General features: G+C 66.6%; 24 protein-coding genes. 22 read left to right on the top strand and 2 right to left on the bottom strand.

The window, feature by feature from the left end:
- Positions 1-51 precede the first annotated feature (51 nt).
- Genes B4920_RS15460 through B4920_RS15430 form a run of 7 tightly spaced genes read left to right on the top strand, consistent with a single transcriptional unit; the run spans position 52 to position 6,091 of the window.
- Positions 52-663, top strand: a complete 612-nt coding sequence (locus tag B4920_RS15460; RefSeq protein ID WP_016451646.1) for a PilL N-terminal domain-containing protein — start codon at positions 52-54, stop codon at positions 661-663.
- On the top strand, positions 660-1,304 hold the full coding sequence (locus B4920_RS15455; protein ID WP_004265569.1) for a hypothetical protein: 645 nt from the start codon (positions 660-662) through the stop codon (positions 1,302-1,304). The genes B4920_RS15460 and B4920_RS15455 overlap by 4 nt, the downstream gene beginning before the upstream one ends.
- Positions 1,305-1,313: 9 nt before the next feature.
- Entirely contained in the window at positions 1,314-2,045 is a 732-nt protein-coding gene (locus B4920_RS15450; RefSeq protein WP_004265574.1) for a TIGR03759 family integrating conjugative element protein, read from the top strand.
- Positions 2,030-2,614, top strand: a complete 585-nt coding sequence (locus B4920_RS15445) for a transglycosylase SLT domain-containing protein (protein WP_016451647.1) — start codon at positions 2,030-2,032, stop codon at positions 2,612-2,614. The genes B4920_RS15450 and B4920_RS15445 overlap by 16 nt, the downstream gene beginning before the upstream one ends.
- Positions 2,611-3,165 carry an integrating conjugative element protein gene (locus tag B4920_RS15440; RefSeq protein ID WP_004265578.1) on the top strand — a complete coding sequence of 185 codons (555 nt, stop codon included), beginning with the start codon at positions 2,611-2,613 and terminating at the stop codon, positions 3,163-3,165. Before B4920_RS15445 ends, B4920_RS15440 begins: the two co-directional genes overlap by 4 nt.
- A gap of 20 nt (positions 3,166-3,185) precedes the next feature.
- On the top strand, positions 3,186-5,345 hold the full coding sequence (gene traD, locus B4920_RS15435; protein ID WP_021194022.1) for a type IV conjugative transfer system coupling protein TraD: 2,160 nt from the start codon (positions 3,186-3,188) through the stop codon (positions 5,343-5,345).
- A complete protein-coding gene (locus B4920_RS15430; protein ID WP_004265580.1) occupies positions 5,342-6,091 on the top strand; it encodes a TIGR03747 family integrating conjugative element membrane protein in 750 nt (249 codons plus the stop codon). Before traD ends, B4920_RS15430 begins: the two co-directional genes overlap by 4 nt.
- A gap of 135 nt (positions 6,092-6,226) precedes the next feature.
- Here B4920_RS15430 and B4920_RS15425 read toward each other — a convergent pair whose 3' ends face one another.
- On the bottom strand, positions 6,227-7,096 hold the full coding sequence (locus B4920_RS15425) for an ImmA/IrrE family metallo-endopeptidase (RefSeq protein ID WP_003454806.1): 870 nt from the start codon (positions 7,094-7,096) through the stop codon (positions 6,227-6,229).
- Between the two features lie 2 nt (positions 7,097-7,098).
- Positions 7,099-7,485, bottom strand: coding sequence for a helix-turn-helix transcriptional regulator (locus tag B4920_RS15420; RefSeq protein WP_003454804.1), 387 nt, complete (start codon positions 7,483-7,485; stop codon positions 7,099-7,101).
- Positions 7,486-7,761: 276 nt separating this feature from the next.
- Here B4920_RS15420 and B4920_RS15415 point away from each other — a divergent pair, with 276 nt between their 5' ends.
- The 15 genes from B4920_RS15415 (at position 7,762) to B4920_RS15345 (ending at position 21,029) form a co-directional block, all read left to right on the top strand.
- Positions 7,762-7,986 (top strand): DUF2188 domain-containing protein, encoded by a 225-nt coding sequence (locus B4920_RS15415; RefSeq protein ID WP_003454802.1) that lies wholly within the window; start codon positions 7,762-7,764, stop codon positions 7,984-7,986.
- Between the two features lie 5 nt (positions 7,987-7,991).
- Positions 7,992-8,993 (top strand): CBASS cGAMP-activated phospholipase, encoded by a 1,002-nt coding sequence (locus B4920_RS15410; protein WP_003454800.1) that lies wholly within the window; start codon positions 7,992-7,994, stop codon positions 8,991-8,993.
- Entirely contained in the window at positions 8,987-10,129 is a 1,143-nt protein-coding gene (locus B4920_RS15405) for a cyclic GMP-AMP synthase DncV-like nucleotidyltransferase (protein WP_003454798.1), read from the top strand. The genes B4920_RS15410 and B4920_RS15405 overlap by 7 nt, the downstream gene beginning before the upstream one ends.
- Complete coding sequence (locus B4920_RS15400; RefSeq protein ID WP_003454796.1) at positions 10,126-11,754, top strand: ThiF family adenylyltransferase; 1,629 nt, start codon at positions 10,126-10,128, stop codon at positions 11,752-11,754. Before B4920_RS15405 ends, B4920_RS15400 begins: the two co-directional genes overlap by 4 nt.
- On the top strand, positions 11,742-12,218 hold the full coding sequence (locus B4920_RS15395; RefSeq protein ID WP_003454794.1) for a Mov34/MPN/PAD-1 family protein: 477 nt from the start codon (positions 11,742-11,744) through the stop codon (positions 12,216-12,218). The genes B4920_RS15400 and B4920_RS15395 overlap by 13 nt, the downstream gene beginning before the upstream one ends.
- A 205-nt stretch (positions 12,219-12,423) precedes the next feature.
- A complete protein-coding gene (locus tag B4920_RS15390; protein WP_004265602.1) occupies positions 12,424-12,831 on the top strand; it encodes an RAQPRD family integrative conjugative element protein in 408 nt (135 codons plus the stop codon).
- Positions 12,828-13,067, top strand: a complete 240-nt coding sequence (locus B4920_RS15385) for a TIGR03758 family integrating conjugative element protein (protein WP_003454790.1) — start codon at positions 12,828-12,830, stop codon at positions 13,065-13,067. The genes B4920_RS15390 and B4920_RS15385 overlap by 4 nt, the downstream gene beginning before the upstream one ends.
- A gap of 21 nt (positions 13,068-13,088) precedes the next feature.
- Entirely contained in the window at positions 13,089-13,466 is a 378-nt protein-coding gene (locus B4920_RS15380) for a TIGR03745 family integrating conjugative element membrane protein (protein ID WP_003454787.1), read from the top strand.
- A 12-nt stretch (positions 13,467-13,478) separates the two neighbouring features.
- On the top strand, positions 13,479-13,907 hold the full coding sequence (locus B4920_RS15375) for a TIGR03750 family conjugal transfer protein (protein WP_003454784.1): 429 nt from the start codon (positions 13,479-13,481) through the stop codon (positions 13,905-13,907).
- Entirely contained in the window at positions 13,904-14,596 is a 693-nt protein-coding gene (locus B4920_RS15370; RefSeq protein WP_003454780.1) for a PFL_4703 family integrating conjugative element protein, read from the top strand. Before B4920_RS15375 ends, B4920_RS15370 begins: the two co-directional genes overlap by 4 nt.
- 8 nt (positions 14,597-14,604) lie before the next feature.
- Positions 14,605-15,513 (top strand): TIGR03749 family integrating conjugative element protein, encoded by a 909-nt coding sequence (locus tag B4920_RS15365; protein WP_031329112.1) that lies wholly within the window; start codon positions 14,605-14,607, stop codon positions 15,511-15,513.
- Positions 15,503-16,972 (top strand): TIGR03752 family integrating conjugative element protein, encoded by a 1,470-nt coding sequence (locus B4920_RS15360; RefSeq protein ID WP_031329113.1) that lies wholly within the window; start codon positions 15,503-15,505, stop codon positions 16,970-16,972. The genes B4920_RS15365 and B4920_RS15360 overlap by 11 nt, the downstream gene beginning before the upstream one ends.
- On the top strand, positions 16,953-17,387 hold the full coding sequence (locus B4920_RS15355; protein WP_004265606.1) for a TIGR03751 family conjugal transfer lipoprotein: 435 nt from the start codon (positions 16,953-16,955) through the stop codon (positions 17,385-17,387). The genes B4920_RS15360 and B4920_RS15355 overlap by 20 nt, the downstream gene beginning before the upstream one ends.
- A complete protein-coding gene (locus B4920_RS15350) occupies positions 17,387-20,269 on the top strand; it encodes a conjugative transfer ATPase (protein WP_021194024.1) in 2,883 nt (960 codons plus the stop codon). Before B4920_RS15355 ends, B4920_RS15350 begins: the two co-directional genes overlap by 1 nt.
- A 13-nt stretch (positions 20,270-20,282) precedes the next feature.
- Complete coding sequence (locus tag B4920_RS15345) at positions 20,283-21,029, top strand: thioredoxin domain-containing protein (protein WP_003454752.1); 747 nt, start codon at positions 20,283-20,285, stop codon at positions 21,027-21,029.
- The last annotated feature ends 106 nt before the right edge of the window (positions 21,030-21,135 follow it).

The following is a 21,135-nucleotide window of genomic DNA, read 5'->3' as shown; positions in this document are numbered from 1 at the left end:
AACGCTTCGCGGCGGCGATGGTGAGGGCTCCGTGTTCCAGGGAATTGCCCCATGCAACCACTCACCTGCGTCGCTCACCGCTTGGCTGTGCCTGCCTTGCTGGCCGGCTGCGTGCTCATCACCGGCTGCGCCGCCACGGGCACGACGAGCCCTCCCACTGTCCATGACTCGCTCCCCGAGCCTGCGGTGTTGGTCAGAACCATCGCCCCGGAGCCCGAGCCGGGCCTGATCCCGGTGGCCCGCTACGGGCGCTACACGCTGGTCGAGATGGTGCCGGAACCGGCACAGCGCGACCTGCTGCGACAGGTGATCGAGATTTCGATTCCGCCGATCTTGGACGCGAGCGTCGGCGATGCCCTTCGGCACGTGCTGCTGCGCACCGGCTACCGGCTCTGCGACGCGACGGAGGCGACCGCGCTGTACGCGTTGCCGCTGCCGGCGGCGCACCTGCGGCTCGGGCCGCTGCCGCTGCGCGATGCCTTGCTGGCACTCGCCGGCCCGGCCTGGGAGTTGTCCGTCGATGACGCTTCGCGCGCGGTGTGCTTCACGCGCGTGACGACTGCGCGTGCGCCGAGCGCAAGCCCGATTCCCGCGGCTCCGGCACCGAGCGCGCCGGCCGCCGAACCCGCCGATTCCCACGTGCCCCAGGAGGCCCAGCCATGACCATCCCGCAGCTTCCCGACGAGAACGCCGGCCGCGCGCGCTGGTTGAAGATCACAGCGGCCGCATGGCTGCTGCTCGTGAGCATCCTGGCCGTGGTCAACAGCGTGGGCCTGTCGCGCCTGAGCGAGCAAAGCCAGGCCAGCGCCCAGGATGCCCACGTGCAGGCGCTCAACACGCGCGTCGCCGAACTCGAACAGCAGGCGGCGGCCTCGAAGAACCAGCCCAAGCCCGTCACCCAACCCGACTTCGAGGCCGCCCGCAAGTTGCTGGACGAACGCCTGGCACAGGTGGAGCACACCCAGGGCGCAGACGCCCATGCCGGCGACTTGCAGGCGCTGCAGGCGCGCATGGGCGACCTCGAAGCTCGCATGAAGCGAACCGCCGCGCCTGCCGCGGCACCCCGGCGCACCGCCGAGCCGGCCAAGCCCAAGGTGCCCGAACCGCCGTTCAACGTCGTGGGCGTGGAGCTGCGCGGCGGCGAGCGCTTCCTGTCGGTGGCGGCACCCAAGGCGTCGTCGGTGCTGGACGTGTGGCTGCTGCGCGAAGGCGATGCCGTGGGCGCGTGGCATCTGCTGGCGATCGAGGCGCGCGCCGCCGTGTTCCGCGTGGATGGACAGACCCAGCGCCTCGCGCTGCCGTAGGAGCCGGCCATGAAGCACGCCGCGATCTGCTTCGCCGCCATCCTCGCCGCTGTCGCAGGAACGGCAGGCACGGCCTCGGCACAGTCGGCGCCGGTCGCGTCCTCGCGCACGGTGCCCGCCCAGATTCAGAACAGCAGCGACGCCGCGCTGGACGAACGGCTGGCGCGCGATTGGGGCCTGCGCTCCGATGAGTGGGCGCGCTACCGCCAACTGATGCAGGGGCCGCTGGGCATCTATTCCCCGAACCTCGATCCGCTCACGGCGCTGGGCATCGAGGCGCGCAGCGACGAGGAACGCAACCGCTATGCGGAGCTGCAGGTGCAGGCGGAATCGAAGCGCGTGGGCAAGACGCTGGCCTACCAGCGGGCCTACGACGCGGCGTGGAAGCGGCTCTATCCGGGACAGCAGCGCGTGAACATGCCGGGTGCGAAGGCGCCGGGCGCCGGCAACCGGGGCTCGGGCCGGCTGGCGGTTTTCGTGAAGGCCGAGTGCCCGTCGTGCGAGCAGCGCGTGCGCCAGCTGCAGGTGGCCGGCACCGCCTTCGACCTCTACATGGTCGGCAGCCGCCAGGAGGACGCCCGCATCCGCCAGTGGGCGACGCAGGCCGGCATCGACGCCGGCCGCGTGCGCTCCCGCACCATCACGCTCAACCATGACGCCGGGCGCTGGCTGTCGCTCGGCCTGCCCGGCGATCTGCCCGCCGTGGTGCGCGAGGTCAACGGCCAATGGCAGCGGCAGTAACCCGCCGTGCAGGCTGCGCGGCCTTGGTCCTCGGCCTCAGCGCCCATGCCGCCATCGTCTTCGGCCAGGAGGTGCCACCACCCGCCTACCAGCTCGCCGCCCAGCAGGCGGGCGTGCCGTCGCCGGTGCTGTATGCGGTGGCGCTGCAGGAGAGCGGCGCCCGGCTGCGCGGCCGGCTGATCCCGTGGCCGTGGACGCTCAACGTCGCCGGCCGCGCCGAACGCTATGCCACGCGGGCCGAGGCCTGCGCCGGCATCCGCCGGGCGCTCGCCCGCACGCCGGTCAACCGCATCGACGCCGGCCTCGGCCAGGTCAACCTCGGCTACCACGCGCACCGCTACGCGCATCCCTGCGAGCTGCTCGACCCATACCGCAACCTCGCCATCGCCGCGGAAATCCTGCAGGAGCAGCACACGCCGGGCGAGGACTGGCTGGTCGCCATCGGCCGCTACCACCGCCCCGCGGGCGGGGCGCCCGCCGCCCGTTACCGCCGCAGCGTCCACCAGCACCTGACCCGCGTGCTCGGGCCGGGAGCCTCACTTCCCTCTGCCCGGAGTCCCATGCCATGAACCGCATCCTCGTCGCCGCGACTGCGGCGCTGCTGGCCACCACCGCAGACGCGCAGGACCGCGGCCCCGTTACCAAGAACAGTTCCCCGCCGCTGATCGTGGTCGAGGACAAAGGCGGCACCTCGGCGCTGCCGTACTACCGGGCCTTGAATCCGCAGGATGCGCAGCCCGGTCAGCCAGCCACGCCGCAAACCAAGCCGCGCATTGGCGGCCCGGCCGAAGCCGAGGCGGCCATGCTGCCGGTGCGCTCGATGCGGCTGACACCCGGCGACGAGCCGCGCCGCGTGATCCGCGCGCCGGGCCTGACGCCGCTGTTCCTGATCGGCGACGACGACCGCTCACGAGCCTGGCTCCAACGACGGGGCAAGGACTTGCAGGCGCTACGCGCCGTGGGCTTGGTGGTCAACGTGGCGACGCCCGAAGCCCTGGCCGCGCTGCGTCGCCTCGCACCGGGCTTGATGCTGTCGCCGGCCTCGGGCGACGAGCTGGCGCAGCGCTTGGGGCTCAAGCACTACCCGGTGCTGATCACCGCCACCGGCATCGAGCCCTGACGTGACGTGAAGCACCCGCCATGCCCCAGTCCCAAGCCGTCGAAGTCTTGCTGCGGCCAGCGGTGGAGCTATACACCGTCGCGGTCTGTGCGGGCGCCGCGTTTCTGTGCCTGGTGGCCCCGTGGTCGCTCGCGCTGAGTCCCTTGCTGGGCCTGGGCAGCGCGCTCGCTTTCCTCACCTTCGGCGCGCTGCGCTTTCGCGACGCCTGGGCCATCCTGCGCTACCGGCGCAACATCCGGCGCCTGCCGCGCTACGTGATGACCAGCCGCGACGTGCCGGTCAGCCAGCAGCGGCTGTTCGTCGGCCGGGGCTTCCACTGGGACCAGCGTCACACGCACCGACTGATGCAGACGTATCGGTCGGAGTTCCGTCGCTACGTGGAGCCGACGGCAATCTATCGGATGGCACGGCGCATGGAAGAGCGCCTGGAGTTCGCGCCGTACCCGTTGTCCAAGATGGCGAAGGCCCTGGCCTGGGACAGCCCGCTGAACCCGGCGCGGCCGCTGCCGCCGGTGGGCGGCCTGCCGCGGCTGCACGGCATCGAGCCGCACGAGGTCGACGTCACCCTGCCGTTGGCCGAGCGCGTCGGCCACAGCTTGGTGTTAGGCACCACGCGCGTCGGCAAGACCCGCCTGGCCGAGCTGTTCATCACGCAGGACATCCGGCGCAAGGTCAATGGACAGCACGAGGTCGTGATCGTCTTCGATCCCAAGGGCGATGCGGATCTGTTGAAGCGCATGTACGTGGAGGCCAAGCGCGCCGGACGCGAAGGCGAGTTCTACGTTTTCCACCTGGGCTGGCCGGACATCAGCGCCCGCTACAACGCGGTGGGCCGCTTCGGACGCATCTCGGAAGTTGCCACGCGCATCGCCGGCCAGCTTTCCGGTGAAGGCAACAGCGCGGCGTTCCGCGAGTTCGCCTGGCGCTTCGTCAACATCATCGCGCGGGCGTTGGTCGAGCTGGGGCAGCGGCCCGACTACCTGCTGATCCAGCGCCATGTCATCAACATCGATGCGCTGTTCATCGAGTACGCCCAGCACTACTTCGCCCGGAACGAGCCCAAGGCCTGGGAGGTCATCGTCCAGCTCGAAGCCAAGCTGAACGACAAGAACATCCCGCGCAACATGATCGGCCGCGAGAAGCGCGTCGTCGCGCTGGAGCAGTACCTGTCGCAGGTGCGCATCTACGACCCTGTGCTCGACGGCCTGCGCAGCGCGGTGCGCTACGACAGGACGTACTTCGACAAGATCGTCGCATCGCTCCTACCGCTGCTGGAGAAGCTGACCACCGGCAAGATCGCGCAGTTGCTGGCGCCGAACTATTCGGACCTCGCCGACCCACGCCCGATCTTCGACTGGATGCAGATCATCAGGAAGCGGGCCGTGGTCTATGTCGGCCTCGATGCACTGTCGGACGCGGAAGTCGCGGCGGCGGTCGGCAATTCGATGTTCTCCGACCTCGTATCCGTCGCGGGTCACATCTACAAGTTCGGCATCGACGACGGCCTGCCGGGTGCCGCGACGGGCATCAAGGTGCCCATCAACGTCCATGCCGACGAGTTCAACGAACTCATGGGCGACGAGTTCATACCCATGGTCAACAAGGGCGGCGGCGCGGGCGTCCAGGTCACGGCCTACACGCAGACCCTCTCGGACATCGAGGCACGCATCGGCAACCGCGCGAAGGCGGGCCAGGTGGTGGGCAACTTCAACAACCTGTTCATGCTGCGCGTGCGCGAGACCGCCACGGCCGAACTGCTGACGCGGCAACTGCCCAAGGTCGAGGTCTACACGACGACGGTGATGAGCGGCGCCACCGACAGCTCGGACCCGACCGGCAACACCGCCTTCACCTCCAACACGCAGGACCGCATCAGCAGCAACAGCGTGCCGCTGATTGAACCGGCGCACGTGGTCGGGCTGCCCAAGGGCCAGTGCTTTGCACTGATCGAGGGCGGGCACCTCTGGAAGGTGCGCATGCCCTTGCCGGCGCCCGACCCCGACGAGGCCATGCCCAAGGATTTGCAGGAGCTGGCCGGCTACATGCGCCAGCACTACGTCGAGGCCGGCGATTGGTGGGACAACAATGGGCTTCCCGGACTGCAGGACCAAGCACTGCCCGACGACTTGCTCGCCGACTTCAAGCAGATGGCCAGCGCGGATGAAGGGGCCACGGGATGAGCGACCCCGCCGTCGCCGTCCAGCGCCAGCAGGTTCGCCAGCAGGGCCTGATCGCAGGCCTCATCACGCTGCCGTTCCGGCTGTTCGGGGTGTTGGCCGGTTCGCTGGTGCTGTGCATCGCGATCGAGTGCATCGGCATGCACTTCTTCTGGCCCGAGCAGGGCTGGCGCCATGCGCAGGGCATGCTGAACTACGAGCTGTCGCAGGTCTCGGAGCATTTCACGCAAAGCGTGCTGGTGCAGGAGCCGGGGCGCAGCGCCCTCCAGCTCGTCGAGTGGGCCTACCAAGGACTGTTCGTGAAAACGGGCCTGCTGGACTGGATACGCGACGCGGCGGCGCAATCGCGTGCCGGCGCGCGCAGCCAGGCGCAGGACTTCCGCTACTACATCGGTCAGCTCTACGTGCATGTCGAGAGCTACCTGATCGCCTCGGCGTACACAGTGCTGGTGTTCCTCGTGCGGCTGCTGGTGCTGGTCCTGACCTTGCCGCTGTTCCTGATGGCGGCCTTCACCGGCCTGGTGGACGGGCTCGTGCGCCGCGACGTGCGCGGCTTCGGCGCCGGCCGCGAATCGGGCTTCGTCTACCACCGGGCGAGAGCCAGCCTGATGCCGCTGGCGGTGCTGCCCTGGGTCACTTACCTCGCGCTGCCGGTCAGCGTGCATCCGCTGCTGATCCTGCTGCCCAGCGCGGCGCTGCTCGGCGTCGCGGTGTGCATCGCGTCGGCGACGTTCAAGAAGTATCTGTGAAAGCGGTTCAAGATAATCTCCGTCTCACTCTTCATGGCGACTCATCGACACCAAACATCTTTTGACCTTTGACACTGCATCCACCCTACATCTTCGAGGCCATGTGGCCACTCAGACACACGAACGCAAATGGTCTCAGCGGCGCCTGCTGCGTCCCGGCCACGGTAGCTGCCCAGTGAGTTCAGCCAAGCCACCGTCGTCCTCGACGCGTACACCGAAGCGGTTCACTTCGACCTCAGGTAAATCGTCGCTGTCGAACCAGAGCAGCGAGGTCGTGGTGTCAGTACGTGCGTAGTGCCTGGAGAGTTCCCAGAGATCGAGGCCCTTTTCCCAGTTGTCGAACCAGATGTCTTGTGCAACCTCATCTGTGTCGGCAGCACTGCTGCCTGAAGAACGGAGACGGTGAGCCACAGAGCCGACAGGAATGGCAGACCTGGGAGATATCCAAGCCCCAGCCTGTCGCAAACTGGTGGAGCGTGCCGCGTAGCGCACTGCACCGCGCTCCATGGTGACGAAGGCGCAAGGGATGTCGCTGAGGGAGGCGAACCGCGACGCAGCGGCGGGAAATGATGTGCTGAAAAGCGCCGCCATGCCCTGGATCAGCTCCAGCGAAGGTTCTTCCTTGGGCACAAGCGATAGCCATTGCTGATACGGCATCAGCAACTCGGCGGCGAAAGTGTCGCATGCGATTTCGTTCGGATGCCGCTTCGCATAGGACCAGGACGGCACCTCTTCGTGGCTCGATTCCAGCGCAAGGACGATATGCGCAATTTCGTGGCAGATGGTGAAGCGTTGGCGTTCTTCTGTCTCCAGCGAATTCACCGTGATCACGTGCTTGCCATTCGGCTTGGTGATCGTGTAGCCGGACTCCCCCTCACTAAGCTCCTCTTTCTTGACTTTGGCGTTGGCCGCGACCACATAGGGCGTCAGGTCTTCTCGGATGCCGGACACATCAACCTTCGCAACAAAGGCCCGTGCTTTCTGTGTGACATCCGCTTCATCCATATTCAGTCATCCTCGTCCTCGAATGCTCGCTGTATCCGGGCGATCAGTGTCGCGGGATCGGGCCTTGTATTTCCACGATGCCTCACGCCTGCTGCAGCCGAAAAGATGTCGATGCTGATGGAAGGATCGTTCAGCACGAATTCAACAAGGCGGGGATCGGCCTCCGCATGGTCGACAAGCCACATCACCAGCGCAGCATCTCTTTCACCTGGTTTGAGAACCTTCAGCAGCTTCTCGACTAAGTCCACTGACGGATTTGTCTTTTCGCCGGACTCCAGCCGGTGGACATAGGCATGGTCCACCGAAGACAGTTGACCGATTTCGCGCAATGAGAGGGTTCTGCGCTCGCGTAGCGTCTTGAGGGCGACGCCCAGGCCTGTTTGTGACATCCGTTCCGTTCCTTGTGGCTGCGGCGGACAACGGTGTGTGTCCGGTCCGAAGCAGTTGCGTTCTGCGGCACCAAGCCCACCATTTGCAGTTTGGCACCAAGTCTGATACATTGTTGTCCAGCCAGACAACAGAAGTGAGTTCTACGACTGCAGCAAGTTGATTTGGCTTGACTCGCCCGTTGTCTGCAAGAGCAACGAATTTTGCTTCAACCGGTGGTCATTGGCAACCCGGCCGGCTGGCCGGGGTCTCGATGGTTCAACTTTAGGAAATTCGCCATGACAGGCAAAAATCAGCATGTAGTTCCTCACCAGGACGGTTGGGCCGTCAAGGGTGCCGGCAATCAACGGGCAACCTCCGTGCACGATACGCAGCAGCAGGCCATTGACGCGGCGCGGGACATCGCACGCAACCAGCAGTCCGAACTGGTCATCCACCGTCCGGACGGTCGCATCCGTGACAAGGACAGCCACGGTAACGACTCCTTCCCGCCGAAGGGCTGAGTGCCATGATGGGCGTGCCCACCTACCATGTGCTCGCCCTGTCTGGGGGCGGCTATCGCGGCTTGTACACAGCGACGGTTCTTGCCGAGCTTGAAGCCGTGCTAGGCCGCCCCATCGCTTCGCACTTCGACCTGATCTGCGGCACCTCTGCAGGCGGGATGCTGGCCTTGGGGCTGGCCGCGGAAATCCCCGCCATTGAACTCAAAGCCTTGTTCGAACGACAGGGCTCCCGCATCTTTGGTTGCCGAAGTCTCGCTCGGCGCCTTCTGGGCTTCTGGTTGACCGCCAAGCACGACTCCGCAGGGTTGCGGGGCGTGCTGACCGAGCGCTTTCAAGACGCCACGATCGGCAACTTGAAGCACCGCGTTCTCGTGCCAGCCGTCAACTACTCGACGGGGCGCGGCCAGTTCTTCAAAACGCCTCACCATCCCTCATTTGAGATGGACCACCGCATGAGAATCGTGGATGTGGCGTTGGCGACCGCCGCTGCGCCCGTTTACTTTCCGCTAGCGCGCAACGATCGTGGCGTCTTTGCGGATGGAGGACTGGTCGGCAATGCGCCAGGACTGTTCGGGCTGCACGAAGTCAATACGTTCCTCGCGCCGAAACAGAATGCACTGGTCCGGGTGCTGTCCATCGGCACGATGACGATCGGTGCAACCGTCCGTGGCGGCGCCAGCCTCGACCGCGGATTCGGCAAGTGGCGCGGAGGGCTGTTCGATCTGGTGATCTCTGCCCAGGAGTCGTCGGTGGACTACATGCTGCGCCAGTCGTTGGGTAGCAACTACTTCCAGATCGACGACAAGGCCACGCCCGATCAAAGCAAGGACGTAAAGGCGCTGGACCGGGTTTCCATCGGCGCCACGAATACGCTGAAGGACCGCGGCAATCATGCAGCGCAGCGCGCGCTTGGCGACCCTCTTTTCCAACCGTTTCGAGCGCACCAGGCCGGCGCACCCACCTTCTATCACGGCCCCAACAAGAATGTGCCGGAGGCCGAATGCTGAACCTGAGCCCGCTTTTCTTTACCACCGTCGATGACGAATCCTGCATGCATGACGAGCTGGATCTGTCGCCCGAGCAACGAGCCTGGATCGCCAGCGCCCGAAATGATGTCAGGAACTGCCTTCGCACCGGAATTCCGCGCGTGCTGCGCGAACGCGGGTACACGGACGACGTGCCGCAGCCACGCTTCTTCACGCAAGGATCGTGGGCGTACAAGACCTTGAACGGCCCGGCACAACGGCCCCAGCAGGCGGATGTCGATGATGGTTGCTATCTGCCGTTGAGTTTTGTCTCGCAGACGAAGCGTCCCAGCAGGGCCACAACGGTGTTCTTTGCAGCTGCTGAAGAAGCCTTGAGGCTGTTGGTCGAGGAGAAGCACTGGAAGCTTGTCACCGACAAGCCGACATGCATCCGGATTGTCATTGCGGCCTATGCCCACATCGACATTCCGTTGTACGCCATCCCCGACGAAGAATTCGTCACGCTCGCGAAAGCCTCGATGGAGCGATACGGCTATGACTCGCTGACGGAGGCGGTGAACATGGCAGAGCGGGATGCCTGGACGGCATTGCCCGCTGATAAAGTGCTCCTGGCTCACCGCGAGTGCAACTGGATGCCCTCCGACCCCAGGCCTGTGAAGGAATGGTTTTTGGGCGAGGTGGAGGCCAAGGGCGAACAGTTCCGCCGCGTGATTCGCTACTTGAAGGCGTTTCGCGATTGGCGGTGGTCGAGCGGTGGACCGGCTTCGATTCTGTTGATGGCCGCTGCGGCTCCGCTATTCGAGAAGCGGGATCGGCGCGACGACCTGGCGTTGCTGGATGTCGTCGCGGCATTGCCGGCCCGGCTGCGCGCGGGGGTGAACAACCCCGTTGATGAGTCGGAGTCGCTTACTGCACGCCTTGGTAAAGAGGGCGTCGAAGAGGCTGCGAAAGCGTTCGAAGCATTCGAAAAAGTGCTGCGCGGAGCCACCAACGCCGGCAGCCCTTCACAGGCCTGCGTCTGGATGCAAGGCGAATTCGGTCCGCGTTTTCCGAACGAGCCGGACCGGGTCAAGGTGGTATCCGTTGTCGCCACCATTGCCGCAGCGCCGGCTACGGCTGGTCCGAGCGAATTGGTCGGGCGCACGAAGGCCGGATGAGCAGCGTCGCCGTGGTCTCCGATGTGGTCGAAGCCTTCAGGCTGCAAGGCTTCGAGTTTGTCGGCAAGACGGACGACGGCTGGTTCAAGCTGAGGGGGCCGTTGATCCCGTGCGGCGCGGACGATGGCATTCCATGTGAGGTTCAGCTCGACCCTACCTTCTTCGACCTGCCTCGCATTCGGCTGCTCGAAATTCCGCCTGAACTGCCCAATGCAGTTCCTCATCTTGGCGCGGAGGGCGGCCTTTGCTATCTGGCCAAGGGAACTGTCGTGCTGGACATCTACGATCCTGTAGGGCAGTCCTTGGCGTGCCTGCAACGGGCGGCAGCGGTGCTCGGGCAGATCTTGAAGGGCGAGATGATCGAAGATCTCGCCGAAGAGTTCTTTGCCTACTGGAACGGCTGGCTTTGTTTTGTGGACATGCAAGGCGAAGATCTGGGGCGACAAAACTGTATCGTTGCGCAAGCCAATGGGAATCCACTCTGGTTCATCACCGACAACGAAGATCGAACAACAAGAAAGTTGCATTCACTCGGCTACCAGGTCACTGATAAAACGGTGCTGACATACCGGGTCAAGACCACCGCGCAACCCCGCCCACTAACCAGCCACTGGCCCCCCGAAACGGTGGGGGACGTCTTGGCTTGGCAAAGCACCCTGGACCCACGGTGTCGGCGCAAGATTCACGAACGAATCAAGGAAGGGCAAAGCAAAAAAGCAAATGGCGTCCTGATCATCATCGAATCGCCACTGATGACCTACGGCTTTGCCGTGCTCTTTGACCACCAAGTGAGTCAAAAGACCAAGCTTGCTGATCGCAGGGATTCGAGTTTTGGGCTGAAGGTAATGCCCGTCTCAGTGATCAGGATCGATGACCGGTATCTGGCCCAGCGCAACATCCCCAAGTCGAAAACGTTGGCGGGGAAACGAATCGCACTTGTGGGTTGCGGCACGATCGGCGGATACCTCTCGGACATGCTGGTCAAGGCCGGGGCAGGATCATGCGGAGGGAAACTCACGCTGGTGGATTTTGATGGCCTCCTTCCACAGAACATCGGACGGCATCGGCTCGGCTTCCCGGACCTGTTGTCGAACAAGGCTGAGGCGATGGCGAAGGAACTCAAGCGCTTGTCGCCAGGCGTCGAGGTTCATGCGCTCCCCGTGGACGTGAGACAGGCCCAACTGGGAAAGCTGGACCTACTCATCGATGCCACCGGCGAAGAATCCCTCGGGCATTGGCTGTGCGGCCGCTACAGGGCTCCCACGCCCATGCTTTCTGTTTGGATCGAAGGGCCGGGAACGGCTGTGCGTGCGCTCCTGAGAACGAACGCATCGGGTGCGTGCTACCGATGCCTATGGCAGAGCCACAGAAGAGGCGAACTTCGCTCGACCATTGATGCTCTGCCTAACATCTTGGCAGGCCACGGGTGCGAGGGCTTGTATGTGCCATTTCCGGCTTCGGTGTCGGTGCAGGCAGCCAGCTTGGGTGCTGAGATGGCCCTTGATTGGGTCAAGGGCGTCCACTCTCCTGCATTGCGGACCCGGCTGATCGACCAGACCCATCATCTGGCCACGCCTGACTGCGATCCTCTGCGAGATCATGATTGCCCTCTATGCAATTCCTAGGGTCCTGGGCAACTGGCGACAAGAGCAGGTTGCTGCATTTTTCGACCCAGACGCTGGAGACATTCAGTCAGCATATCCAGGCTAGTGATGCCGACTGCGAAGCGGGCGGACTCTTGCTTGGTTCTGTACATGGAGCCCATTTGCTCATTGAGCAGGCGACGGTTCCTACCGCGTGGGACAAGCGGTTTCGCTATCTGTTCGAGCGGATGCCGTTTGGTCATGAGGCTATTGCGTTGTCGCGATGGACGGCGAGTCAGGGAACTGTCCGCTATTTAGGCGAATGGCATACCCACCCGGAAGACCATCCCCAGCCTTCTAGCCTTGACAGATCTGAATGGACTTTGTTGGCAGCGCAGCGTCGGGACAAGCGGCCAGTGCTCGCTGTCATCATCGGGCGTAGATCTCTGTATGCAGAGTTGGTGCCGAGATCAGGCGAAGGGTCGATATTCTTCCCCGTGGAGTAGAGCACTAGCGCAACAACCATCATCGTCTTGACTTGCACCTCCACTCAGACGGTAGTGCATTAAAGACGACGTCATCGGGGAAATTCCTTCCTCTGCAGCGGAGTTTGCCGCGGAAAGCGGTGGCTGGCCGGTTCCGATTGATTGCGGCGCCGGAAGACCGGCCGTTTGAGCATCGAGCCATCCGCATCCCTCGGAGAACGGCTCGATGGAAACCACTCGCAATCCCGCGCAGGTTCGGCGCTTCGCCGTCGAGGCACCCTGGGCCGTGCGTGTTGCCGCGCTGCTGCTTGCCGCTGCCGGATTGCAGCCCGCCATCGCCGCTGACGCCTCCGACAACGCTGCGGAGCGCGAGATGCTCGCCGCGGTAACGCGCCAGCTCGAACTGCTGGACCGCCTCGCCGAGCACGCCGCCACCACCGCGCCGCAGGAGCGCGCCCGCTACCACTTCGACTACGCGCGGCTGCGCGCCGACCTGGAGCGCGTGCGCACCGGCGTGCGCGACTACCTCGTTCCGCAACGCGCCCAGCCGCGTGATCCCGTGCCGCTGGCCGGTGACTACACGCGCAGTAACGCGGCGCCTGCGACGTCGCCCAAGGAGGCGCCGTCGTCATGACGCCTTCCGCCGATCAGGTCGCCGCCTTCACGGCCAACGGCGGCTTCGCGCCCGGGGCCGTCTCCACCGTCGTGCTCGGCTTCGTCTTCGCCATCCTGCTGCTGTGGGGCGTGTGGGCGATGCGCACTGCCTATGTCGGCTGGGCCGAGCACCACCTGACCCAACGCCAGTTCCTCGGCGTCATCGTGCGCTTCGTCGCGATGTACCTGGTGCTGGGCTTTTTCCTCCTGTCCTGACCCCATGAAAGGTACTTCGCCATGAACGCTCCCGCTACTTCTCGCCGTCCCACGTCGCGGCCCGCCGCGCGCATCGCCGCGCTGCTGATCCCGCTGGGCATCGCCGCCACGCCGCTGCCGTCGTTCGCCGACCTTCCCACGCTGGAAGACCCGTCGCGCGGCACCGGCAGCGGCATCATGCAGACGCTGCAAAACTACGGCTACGACATCGTGCTGCTGATCGCGCTGCTCGTCGTCGCCTCGATGTTCGTCGGCGTCTGCTACCACGCCTACACGCGCTACGCCGAGATCCACACCGGCCGCGCAACGTGGGGGCAGTTCGGGTTGACCGTCGCGGTGGGCGCGATCCTGCTGGTCGTCGGCATCTGGCTGCTGACCAAGGCTACCGGCGTCCTGTAAGGCCCGGCAACGATGGCCGGCGCCCTGGAGAGTCCGTCGCGCGACGGGCTCGTGACCTTCCTGCCGCACCGCCTCAACCGCCACCCGGTGGTCGTGCGCGGGCTCACGGCCGACGAGCTGTGGGTCTGCGCCGGGCTGTCCGGCGCGGCCGGTCTCGTGGCCGGCGTACCGCTGGCCTGGCTGACGCACAGCATCGCGATGGTGCCCACGCTGATCGTCGCCGGCATCGGTGTCGGTGTCTTCGTGGGCGGCGGCCTGCTGCGGCGGTGGAAGCGCGGCCGGCCCGACACCTGGCTGTACCGCCAGCTCCAGTGGCGCCTCGCGCTGCGCTACCCCGCGCTGGCTGCGCATGCGGGCGGGGGCCAGCTCATCACCCGGTCGGGCTGGTGGTCCACGCGGCGCCTGCGGCCCGATCCGTCCCTGCGTCGAGGTAGACCATGAGCCGATTCAAGAACGAGGTCGCGCACCTGCAGGCGCATGTGAAGACCTTGCGCCTGGCTGGCGCCGCACTGTTCGTCGTGGCGCTGCTGCTCGGCTTCGGCTGGTGGAGCGCACCCAAGAGCCTGACCATCCACGTGCCACCCGACCTGCGCTCGGGCAGCACGCGCAAGTGGTGGGACGTGCCGCCGGAGAGCGTCTACGCCTTCACCTTCTACATTTGGCAGCAGGCCCAGCGCTGGCCGACCAATGGCGAGCAGGACTACCCGCGCAACCTGCATGCACTGTCTGCGTACTTCACGCCGAGCTGCCGTGCCTTCCTGCAGCAGGACTACGAATTCCGGCGCAGCAACGGCGAGCTACGCCAGCGCGTGCGCGGCATCTACGAGATTCCCGGCCGCGGCTACGGCGACGAGCCGGCCATGCGCGTGCGCACCGTGTCGGCCAACAACTGGATCGTCACGCTGGACGTGAGCGCCGACGAGTACCTGGGCGCCGAGCAGGTCAAGCGCGCGCTCGTGCGCTATGCACTCAAGGTTGTGCGCATGGACGTGGACCCCGAGCGCAACCCCTTCGGCCTGGCGCTGGACTGCCATGCACGCGCGCCGGAGCGCATCGAGACCCCGCCGCCTGCGGCGCCGCCCGGCCGGGCCGCAAGCGCCGGCTCCAACTTGCAGGGAGACACCCCATGAAGTCCCTCGTGAAGCGTTCATCTGCGGCGGCCCTGGCTGGCCTGCTGCTGTGCCTGGCCTTCGTGCCTGCGGCCCATGCCGTCGAAATCCTGCGCTGGGAGCGCCTGCCGCTGGCGGTGCCGCTGGTGGTCGGCCAGGAGCGCGTGGTGTTCATCGAGCGCAACGTGCGCATCGGTGTGCCGCCCACGGTTGGCGAGCAGTTGCGCGTGCAGAGCGCTGGTGGCGCGATCTACCTGCGCGCGAGCGCGCCGATCCCGCCCACACGGCTGCAACTGCAGGACGTGGAGTCGGGCGCGCTGATCCTGCTGGACATCGCGGCCGAGCCGGCGAAGGCGGGCCAGCCTGCACTCGAACCCGTGCGCATCGTCGAAGGCGACGTGCCGGCGACGCGCTACGGCGAGCCGGCCAAGCCGGCGGACGACGATGCGGAGCGCACCGTACCCGCAGCGAAGCGCGCCACGCCGGTGGCGGTTGTGCTCACGCGCTATGCGGCGCAGAACCTCTACGCGCCGCTGCGCACCGTGGAGCCCGTTCCCGGCCTCGGCCGCGTCAATCTGCGCCGTGGGCTGGAGCTTTCCACCTTGCTGCCCACACTGCCGGTGCGTGCGCAGGCGCTGGCCGCTTGGCGGCTCGAAGACCAGTGGGTGACGGCGGTGAAGCTCACCAACGCCTCCGGGCGCTGGCTCGACCTCGATCCCCGCGCGCTGCAGGGCGACTTTCTCGCCGCGACCTTCCAGCACCCGAATCTGGCTCCGGCCGGCCGCGCCGCCGACACCACGGTGGTCTACCTCGTGACCCGTGGCCACGGCCTGGCCGAGTCGCTGCTGCCCAAGCTCTCACCGATCGACGCGACGGTGAACCTGCCGCCGGCCGCGGCGGCCGGCCAGGCCGAAGGAGGTGCCCGCCATGAAAAGTAACCCCCTCCTGAAGTGGCTGCTGATCCCGATGGCGCTGGTGCTGCTGTTCGTCGGCATCAAGATGTTCTCCGGGGATCGCGGCGCCAAGCCCGTTCCGGCCGGCAGCGCCAACTCGCTCACGCCCGAAGAGATGAAGGCGCTGGGCATCGAGGGCGACACGCCGCGCGATACCGTTGCCACACTGGTGGCCCAGGTCAAGCAGTTGCGCAACGAGCTGCAGACGGCGCTCAACGACAACAAGAACCAGAAGAGCGAGAACGAGCGTATGCGCGCGCGGGAAAGCGCGATCGACCAGCGCATCCAGTCCGCGCTGGATGGTGAACGCGGCCGCCTGCAGCAGGACCGCGAGCAGTTGGCCGGCGACCGCCAGCAGACCCAGGGCCTGCTGCAAGACCTGCAGCGGCGCCTGGATGGGCTTTCCGGCAAGGGCGGCCAGGCCGATCTGCCGGTCGGGCTCGGCCTGGAGGACGGCGACGGCAAGGGCTTCAGCGGCAGCCAGGGCGGCGCCGCGCGCAGCACCAGCGGCACGCGCTGGGTGGAACCGGACGATGCGAAGCCTTCGGCGAAGAACGGCAGCAGCGGCGGCCTGAACTTTCCGACCAGCTTCGGGCCGGCGCAGAAGACGCTTTCCGACACGGCCGACAACGTGGCCAGCACCGTCGCGGATGCAGGCAGCCGCGCCGTGGGCACGTCGTCCAAGCCGGTCTACACGGTGCCGTCGAACTCGACGCTGATGGGCTCCATCGCGATGACCGCGCTGATCGGCCGCGTGCCGATCGACGGCACGGTCAACGACCCGTACCCCTTCAAGGTGCTGATCGGCCCGGACAACCTCACCGCCAACGGCATCGACATTCCCGACGTGGCGGGCGCGGTGGTCAGCGGCACGGCCTCGGGCGACTGGACGCTTTCCTGCGTGCGCGGCCAGATTCGCTCGGTGACGTTCGTCTTCAACGACGGCACGGTGCGCACGATGCCGGAGGACGGCAACCGCAACCAGAGCGGCGGCGGCCAGGGCAATGGTGCAAACAGCACGACGCAAGGCGGCCTGGGCTGGATCAGCGATCCCTACGGCATCCCCTGCGTCAGCGGCGAACGGCGCAGCAACGCGCAGCAGTACCTGGGTTCGCAAGCCCTCATCACCGCGGCCGGCGCCGGCGCCGCTTCACTGATCAAGTCGGACAACGGCAGCGTGGCCGTGGTCGCTAACAGCAACGGCTCGCTTGGCACGGTAGGCATCAGCGGCAACGAGGCGATGGGCCGCATCCTGGCCGGGGGCGTCCGCGACATGGCCGATTGGGTCAACAAGCTTTACGGCCAAGCCTTCGCCGCCGTCTACGTGCGGCCCGGCGCCAAGGTCGCGGTGCATCTGGAGCAGCCGCTCAACATCGACTACGACGCCAAGGGGCGCCGGGTCAATCAACGCATCGGAGGCAAGCATGCGTCGGATTTGGATTGAATCGGCCGCGATCCTGTGCGCGGTCCTGGTGCTGGGCGGCTGCGCCACCAGCAAGGACAAGTTGCTGCCGCACGGCGATCACACCATGCTCGACGTGTGGAATCAGGAGACGGGCGGCAGCGCCGGTGGTGGGCAGGCAGCGCGGCAACTGCTCGATGCACGCCAGGACTTGCGCCGGCCGCTGACCGAGGCCGACGTGCAGGCGGTGCCCGCCGCCGCTGCCGCCTACACGCGCACCGCGGCCAACGAGATTTACCGCCAGTTCCGACGCCTGCCGAACCCGGACCTAGTGATGTACGTGTTCCCGCACCTGGCCGGCACCGACCCGGTGCCCGTGCCCGGCTACACCACCGTGTTCCCGCTCTACCAGCGCGTGCAGTACGCGATGCCTGGCGAGCGCCTGGAGGACTACTGATGGCTTGGTCGTTGCCCTGGGCACGCAAGGCCGTCACGCCCGCCGGCCCCGACCTGGATGCCGATGACGCCTGGTCGCAGCATGTCTCGACGCTGGCCGCGCACGGCATTCCCGAGCCCGGCAGCGCGATGGGCAGCCAGCCGCGCCCGCCGACCACCGAAGCGGACCTGCAGGCGCTCTACGGCGTGGCACCGTCCTTCGCCGACCTGTTGCCGTGGATGGAGTACCTGCCCGGCTCCAAGAGCATGTTGCTGGAAGACGGCCAGTCGGTTGCGGGCTTCTTCGAACTGGCCCCGGTCGGCACCGAAGGCCGTGAGATGGCCTGGCTGTGGCAGGCACGCGATGCACTGGAGAACGCGCTGCAGGACTCGTTCGACGAACTCGACGAGAACCCGTGGGTCGTGCAGCTCTACGCCCAGGACGAATCGACCTGGGACACCTACCTGCGCGGGCTGGCCGACTATGTGCGGCCGCGCGCCCAGGGCAGCGCCTTCACGGACTTCTACCTGCGTTTCTTTGGGCACCACCTGCGCGCCATTGCCAAGCCCGGCGGGCTGTTCGAGGACACCACGGTGACGCGGCTGCCGTGGCGCGGCCAGGTCCGGCGCGTGCGAATGGTGGTCTACCGGCGCGCGAACGCTACGACCGCATCGCGGCGCGGCCAGTCCCCCGAGCAGGCGTTGACGACGATCTGCGACCGGCTCGTGGGCGGCCTCGCCAACGCGGGCGTGAAATCCCGCCGCATGGAGGCGGCCGACATCCACGACTGGCTGCTGCGCTGGTTCAACCCGCACCCGACGCTGCTCGGCCCCAGCGCCGACGACCGCGAGCGCTTCTATGCGCTCACGCGCTACCCCGAGGCAGTCGAAGACGGCGAGATCGAGCTGGCCAGCGGAGACTTCGCGCAGCGCCTGTTCTTCGGCCAGCCGCGCTCGGACGTGGCGAACGGCACGTGGCTGCTCGACGGCATGCCGCACCGGATCATCGTGATGGACCGGTTGCGCATGCCGCCTGCGACCGGCCACGTCACCGGCGAAACGCGCAAGGGCGGCGATGCCGTCAACGCGCTGTTCGACCAGATGCCCGAGGACACGGTGATGTGCCTGACCGTCGTCGCGACGCCGCAGGACGTGCTCGAAGAGCACCTGAACCACCTGAGCAAGAAGTCGGTCGGCGAGACGCTGGCTTCGGAGCAGACGCGCCGCGACGTGCAGGAAGCGCGCGGGCTGATCGGCAGCGCGCACAAGCTCTACCGCGGTGCGCTTGCCTTCTATCTGCGCGGACGCGACCTCGCGCAGCTCGACGCCCGCGGCCTGCAACTGGTCAACGTCATGCTCAACGCCGGCCTGCAGCCGGTGCGCGAGGAAGACGAGGTGGCGCCGCTCAACAGCTACCTGCGCTGGCTCCCGTGCGTGTTCGATCCGGCCACCGACAAGCGCCAGTGGTACACGCAACTGATGTTCGCGCAGCACGCGGCGAACCTCGCGCCGGTGTGGGGCCGCAGCCAGGGCACCGGCAATCCGGGCATCACGTTCTTCAACCGCGGCGGCGGGCCGATCACCTTCGACCCGCTGAACCGGCTCGACCGGCAGATGAACGCTCACCTGTTCCTGTTCGGTCCCACCGGCTCGGGCAAAAGCGCCACGCTCAACAACATCCTGAACCAGGTGACGGCGATCTACCGGCCGCGGCTGTTCATCGTCGAGGCGGGCAACAGCTTCGGCCTGTTCGGCGACTTCGCGGCGCGGCTAGGCATGAAGGTGCATCGCGTTAAGCTGGCCCCCGGTGCCGGGGTGAGCCTCGCGCCGTTCGCCGACGCCCACCGGCTGGTGGAAACGCCCAGCCAGGTGCAGACGCTGGATGCCGACGCCCTGGACGAGGACCGCGACGAAGCGGCACAGGCAGCGGATGCCGACGAGCAGCGTGACGTGCTGGGGGAACTGGAAATCACCGCGCGGCTGATGATCACCGGCGGCGAGGACAAGGAAGAGGCGCGCATGACGCGCGCCGACCGCAGCCTGATCCGCCAGTGCATCCTCGATGCGGCCCAGCGTTGCGTGGCCAACCAGCGCACCGTCCTGACGCGCGACGTGCGCGATGCGCTGCGCGAGCGCGCCCGCGATACGGCACTACCCGAGGTGCGGCGCGCGCGGCTGCTGGAAATGGCCGACGCGATGGATATGTTCTGCCAGGGCGTGGACGGCGAGATGTTCGACCGGCCCGGCACGCCCTGGCCCGAGGCCGACATCACCATCGTCGATCTGGCGACCTTCGCACGCGAGGGCTACAACGCGCAGCTTTCCATCGCCTACATCAGCCTTATCAACACGGTCAACAACATCGCCGAGCGCGACCAGTTCCTCGGCCGGCCGATCATCAACGTGACGGACGAGGGGCACATCATCACCAAGAACCCGCTGCTTGCGCCCTACGTCGTCAAGATCACGAAGATGTGGCGCAAGCTCGGCGCCTGGTACTGGCTGGCGACGCAGAACATCGACGACCTGCCCAAGGCCGCCGAGCCCATGCTCAACATGATCGAGTGGTGGATCTGCCTCTCGATGCCGCCCGACGAGGTGGAGAAGATCGCGCGCTTTCGCGAGCTGAACGCGGCGCAGAAGGCGCTGATGCTGTCGGCCCGCAAGGAGGCCGGCAAGTTCAGCGAGGGCGTGATCCTTTCCAAGAGCATGGAAGTGCTATTCCGCGCGGTGCCGCCCAGCCTGTACCTGGCGCTGGCTCAGACCGAGCCGGAAGAGAAGGCCGAGCGTTTCCAGTTGATGCAGCAGTACGGCATCGGCGAACTGGACGCCGCTTTCAAGATCGCCGAGAAGATCGACCGCGCCCGCAGCATCGAGCCGCTGGTGCTCGATGCGCTGGCGTGACGGGGAGTCCACGATGCGCATCCCTCGCTTCGCGCCGTCCCGCACCGTCCTTGTCGTCGCGCTGCTGATGGCCGCGGCCCTGACAACGGCCGCATGGCTCGGCCTGCGGCCGCAGTCGCCGCCCGCCGAACCCGATTTTCCTTCGGCAGAAGCAACGCCTGCGCCGGCAACGGCACCAGCCGGCCCGCCCTGGCGCTATGGCCGCGCCGATGCGCGCTTCACGGTGGTCGAGTACGCCGACCTCGAATGCCCGTTCTGCCGCGCCTACTTCGCAGTGCTCAAGCGCTGGATCGACGCGCACCCGGACGTGAGCTGGCAATGGCATCACCTGCCGTTGCCGTTGCACGAGCCGGCCGCGTCTGCCGGTGCGCGCCTGGTGGAGTGCGTCGGCGAGGCCGGCGGCCAGGCCGCGTTCTGGCAGGCCGCCGAGTGGGTCTACACGCACACCCGCGGCGACGGTCAGGGCCTGCCCGAGGGCCTGCGCTATCCCGACCTCACGCCGGCCGCGCAGCAGTGCCTCGACAGCGACCGCCCCGATGCGCTGATCCGCGCACAGTCGGCGAGCGCGGCGCAGGAGGGCATCAAGGTCACGCCCACGCTGCGCCTGCAGGATCGCCAGTCCGGCAAGACGCTGCTGCTGCACGGCCCGGTCGAAGGAGATGCCTTGCTGTCCGCGATCGACCTGCTGGCGGCCAGTGCAGCGGCCGAGCCCGCATCGAAGGAAATGCCTGCCGAGTCTCTCGGAGACATGCCCAGGTAGCCACGATCTTCAAGGCTACGACGCGGCTTGGCCGTGCTGATCGACCCCGTTCGCTGCGCATCCCTGGACGCGAACAGCCACTGTGCATGCGGTGGCGGATGCCCGC

Origin of the sequence: Zoogloea sp. LCSB751 (genome assembly GCF_002028455.1) — a bacterium.
In the GTDB taxonomy this organism is placed as follows: Bacteria; Pseudomonadota; Gammaproteobacteria; order Burkholderiales; family Rhodocyclaceae; genus Zoogloea.
Note: the sequence above shows the minus strand (reverse complement) of the source record. Positions and strands in the feature narration are given on the sequence as shown.

Bases quoted from the DNA above. Each gene is read 5' to 3' on its own strand.
- B4920_RS15400 (WP_003454796.1), top strand. From the start codon at position 10,126: ATGAGCAGCGTCGCCGTGGTCTCCGATGTGGTCGAAGCCTTCAGGCTG.
- B4920_RS15380 (WP_003454787.1), top strand. From the start codon at position 13,089: ATGAACGCTCCCGCTACTTCTCGCCGTCCCACGTCGCGGCCCGCCGCG.
- B4920_RS15370 (WP_003454780.1), top strand. From the start codon at position 13,904: ATGAGCCGATTCAAGAACGAGGTCGCGCACCTGCAGGCGCATGTGAAG.
- B4920_RS15425 (WP_003454806.1), bottom strand. From the start codon at position 7,096: ATGGATGAAGCGGATGTCACACAGAAAGCACGGGCCTTTGTTGCGAAG.
- B4920_RS15375 (WP_003454784.1), top strand. From the start codon at position 13,479: ATGGCCGGCGCCCTGGAGAGTCCGTCGCGCGACGGGCTCGTGACCTTC.
- B4920_RS15355 (WP_004265606.1), top strand. From the start codon at position 16,953: ATGCGTCGGATTTGGATTGAATCGGCCGCGATCCTGTGCGCGGTCCTG.
- traD (WP_021194022.1), top strand. From the start codon at position 3,186: ATGCCCCAGTCCCAAGCCGTCGAAGTCTTGCTGCGGCCAGCGGTGGAG.
- B4920_RS15390 (WP_004265602.1), top strand. From the start codon at position 12,424: ATGGAAACCACTCGCAATCCCGCGCAGGTTCGGCGCTTCGCCGTCGAG.
- B4920_RS15460 (WP_016451646.1), top strand. From the start codon at position 52: ATGCAACCACTCACCTGCGTCGCTCACCGCTTGGCTGTGCCTGCCTTG.
- B4920_RS15350 (WP_021194024.1), top strand. From the start codon at position 17,387: ATGGCTTGGTCGTTGCCCTGGGCACGCAAGGCCGTCACGCCCGCCGGC.
- B4920_RS15440 (WP_004265578.1), top strand. From the start codon at position 2,611: ATGAACCGCATCCTCGTCGCCGCGACTGCGGCGCTGCTGGCCACCACC.
- B4920_RS15405 (WP_003454798.1), top strand. From the start codon at position 8,987: ATGCTGAACCTGAGCCCGCTTTTCTTTACCACCGTCGATGACGAATCC.
- B4920_RS15410 (WP_003454800.1), top strand. From the start codon at position 7,992: ATGATGGGCGTGCCCACCTACCATGTGCTCGCCCTGTCTGGGGGCGGC.
- B4920_RS15455 (WP_004265569.1), top strand. From the start codon at position 660: ATGACCATCCCGCAGCTTCCCGACGAGAACGCCGGCCGCGCGCGCTGG.
- B4920_RS15415 (WP_003454802.1), top strand. From the start codon at position 7,762: ATGACAGGCAAAAATCAGCATGTAGTTCCTCACCAGGACGGTTGGGCC.
- B4920_RS15345 (WP_003454752.1), top strand. From the start codon at position 20,283: ATGCGCATCCCTCGCTTCGCGCCGTCCCGCACCGTCCTTGTCGTCGCG.
- B4920_RS15420 (WP_003454804.1), bottom strand. From the start codon at position 7,485: ATGTCACAAACAGGCCTGGGCGTCGCCCTCAAGACGCTACGCGAGCGC.
- B4920_RS15395 (WP_003454794.1), top strand. From the start codon at position 11,742: ATGCAATTCCTAGGGTCCTGGGCAACTGGCGACAAGAGCAGGTTGCTG.
- B4920_RS15445 (WP_016451647.1), top strand. From the start codon at position 2,030: ATGGCAGCGGCAGTAACCCGCCGTGCAGGCTGCGCGGCCTTGGTCCTC.
- B4920_RS15430 (WP_004265580.1), top strand. From the start codon at position 5,342: ATGAGCGACCCCGCCGTCGCCGTCCAGCGCCAGCAGGTTCGCCAGCAG.
- B4920_RS15385 (WP_003454790.1), top strand. From the start codon at position 12,828: ATGACGCCTTCCGCCGATCAGGTCGCCGCCTTCACGGCCAACGGCGGC.
- B4920_RS15360 (WP_031329113.1), top strand. From the start codon at position 15,503: ATGAAAAGTAACCCCCTCCTGAAGTGGCTGCTGATCCCGATGGCGCTG.
- B4920_RS15450 (WP_004265574.1), top strand. From the start codon at position 1,314: ATGAAGCACGCCGCGATCTGCTTCGCCGCCATCCTCGCCGCTGTCGCA.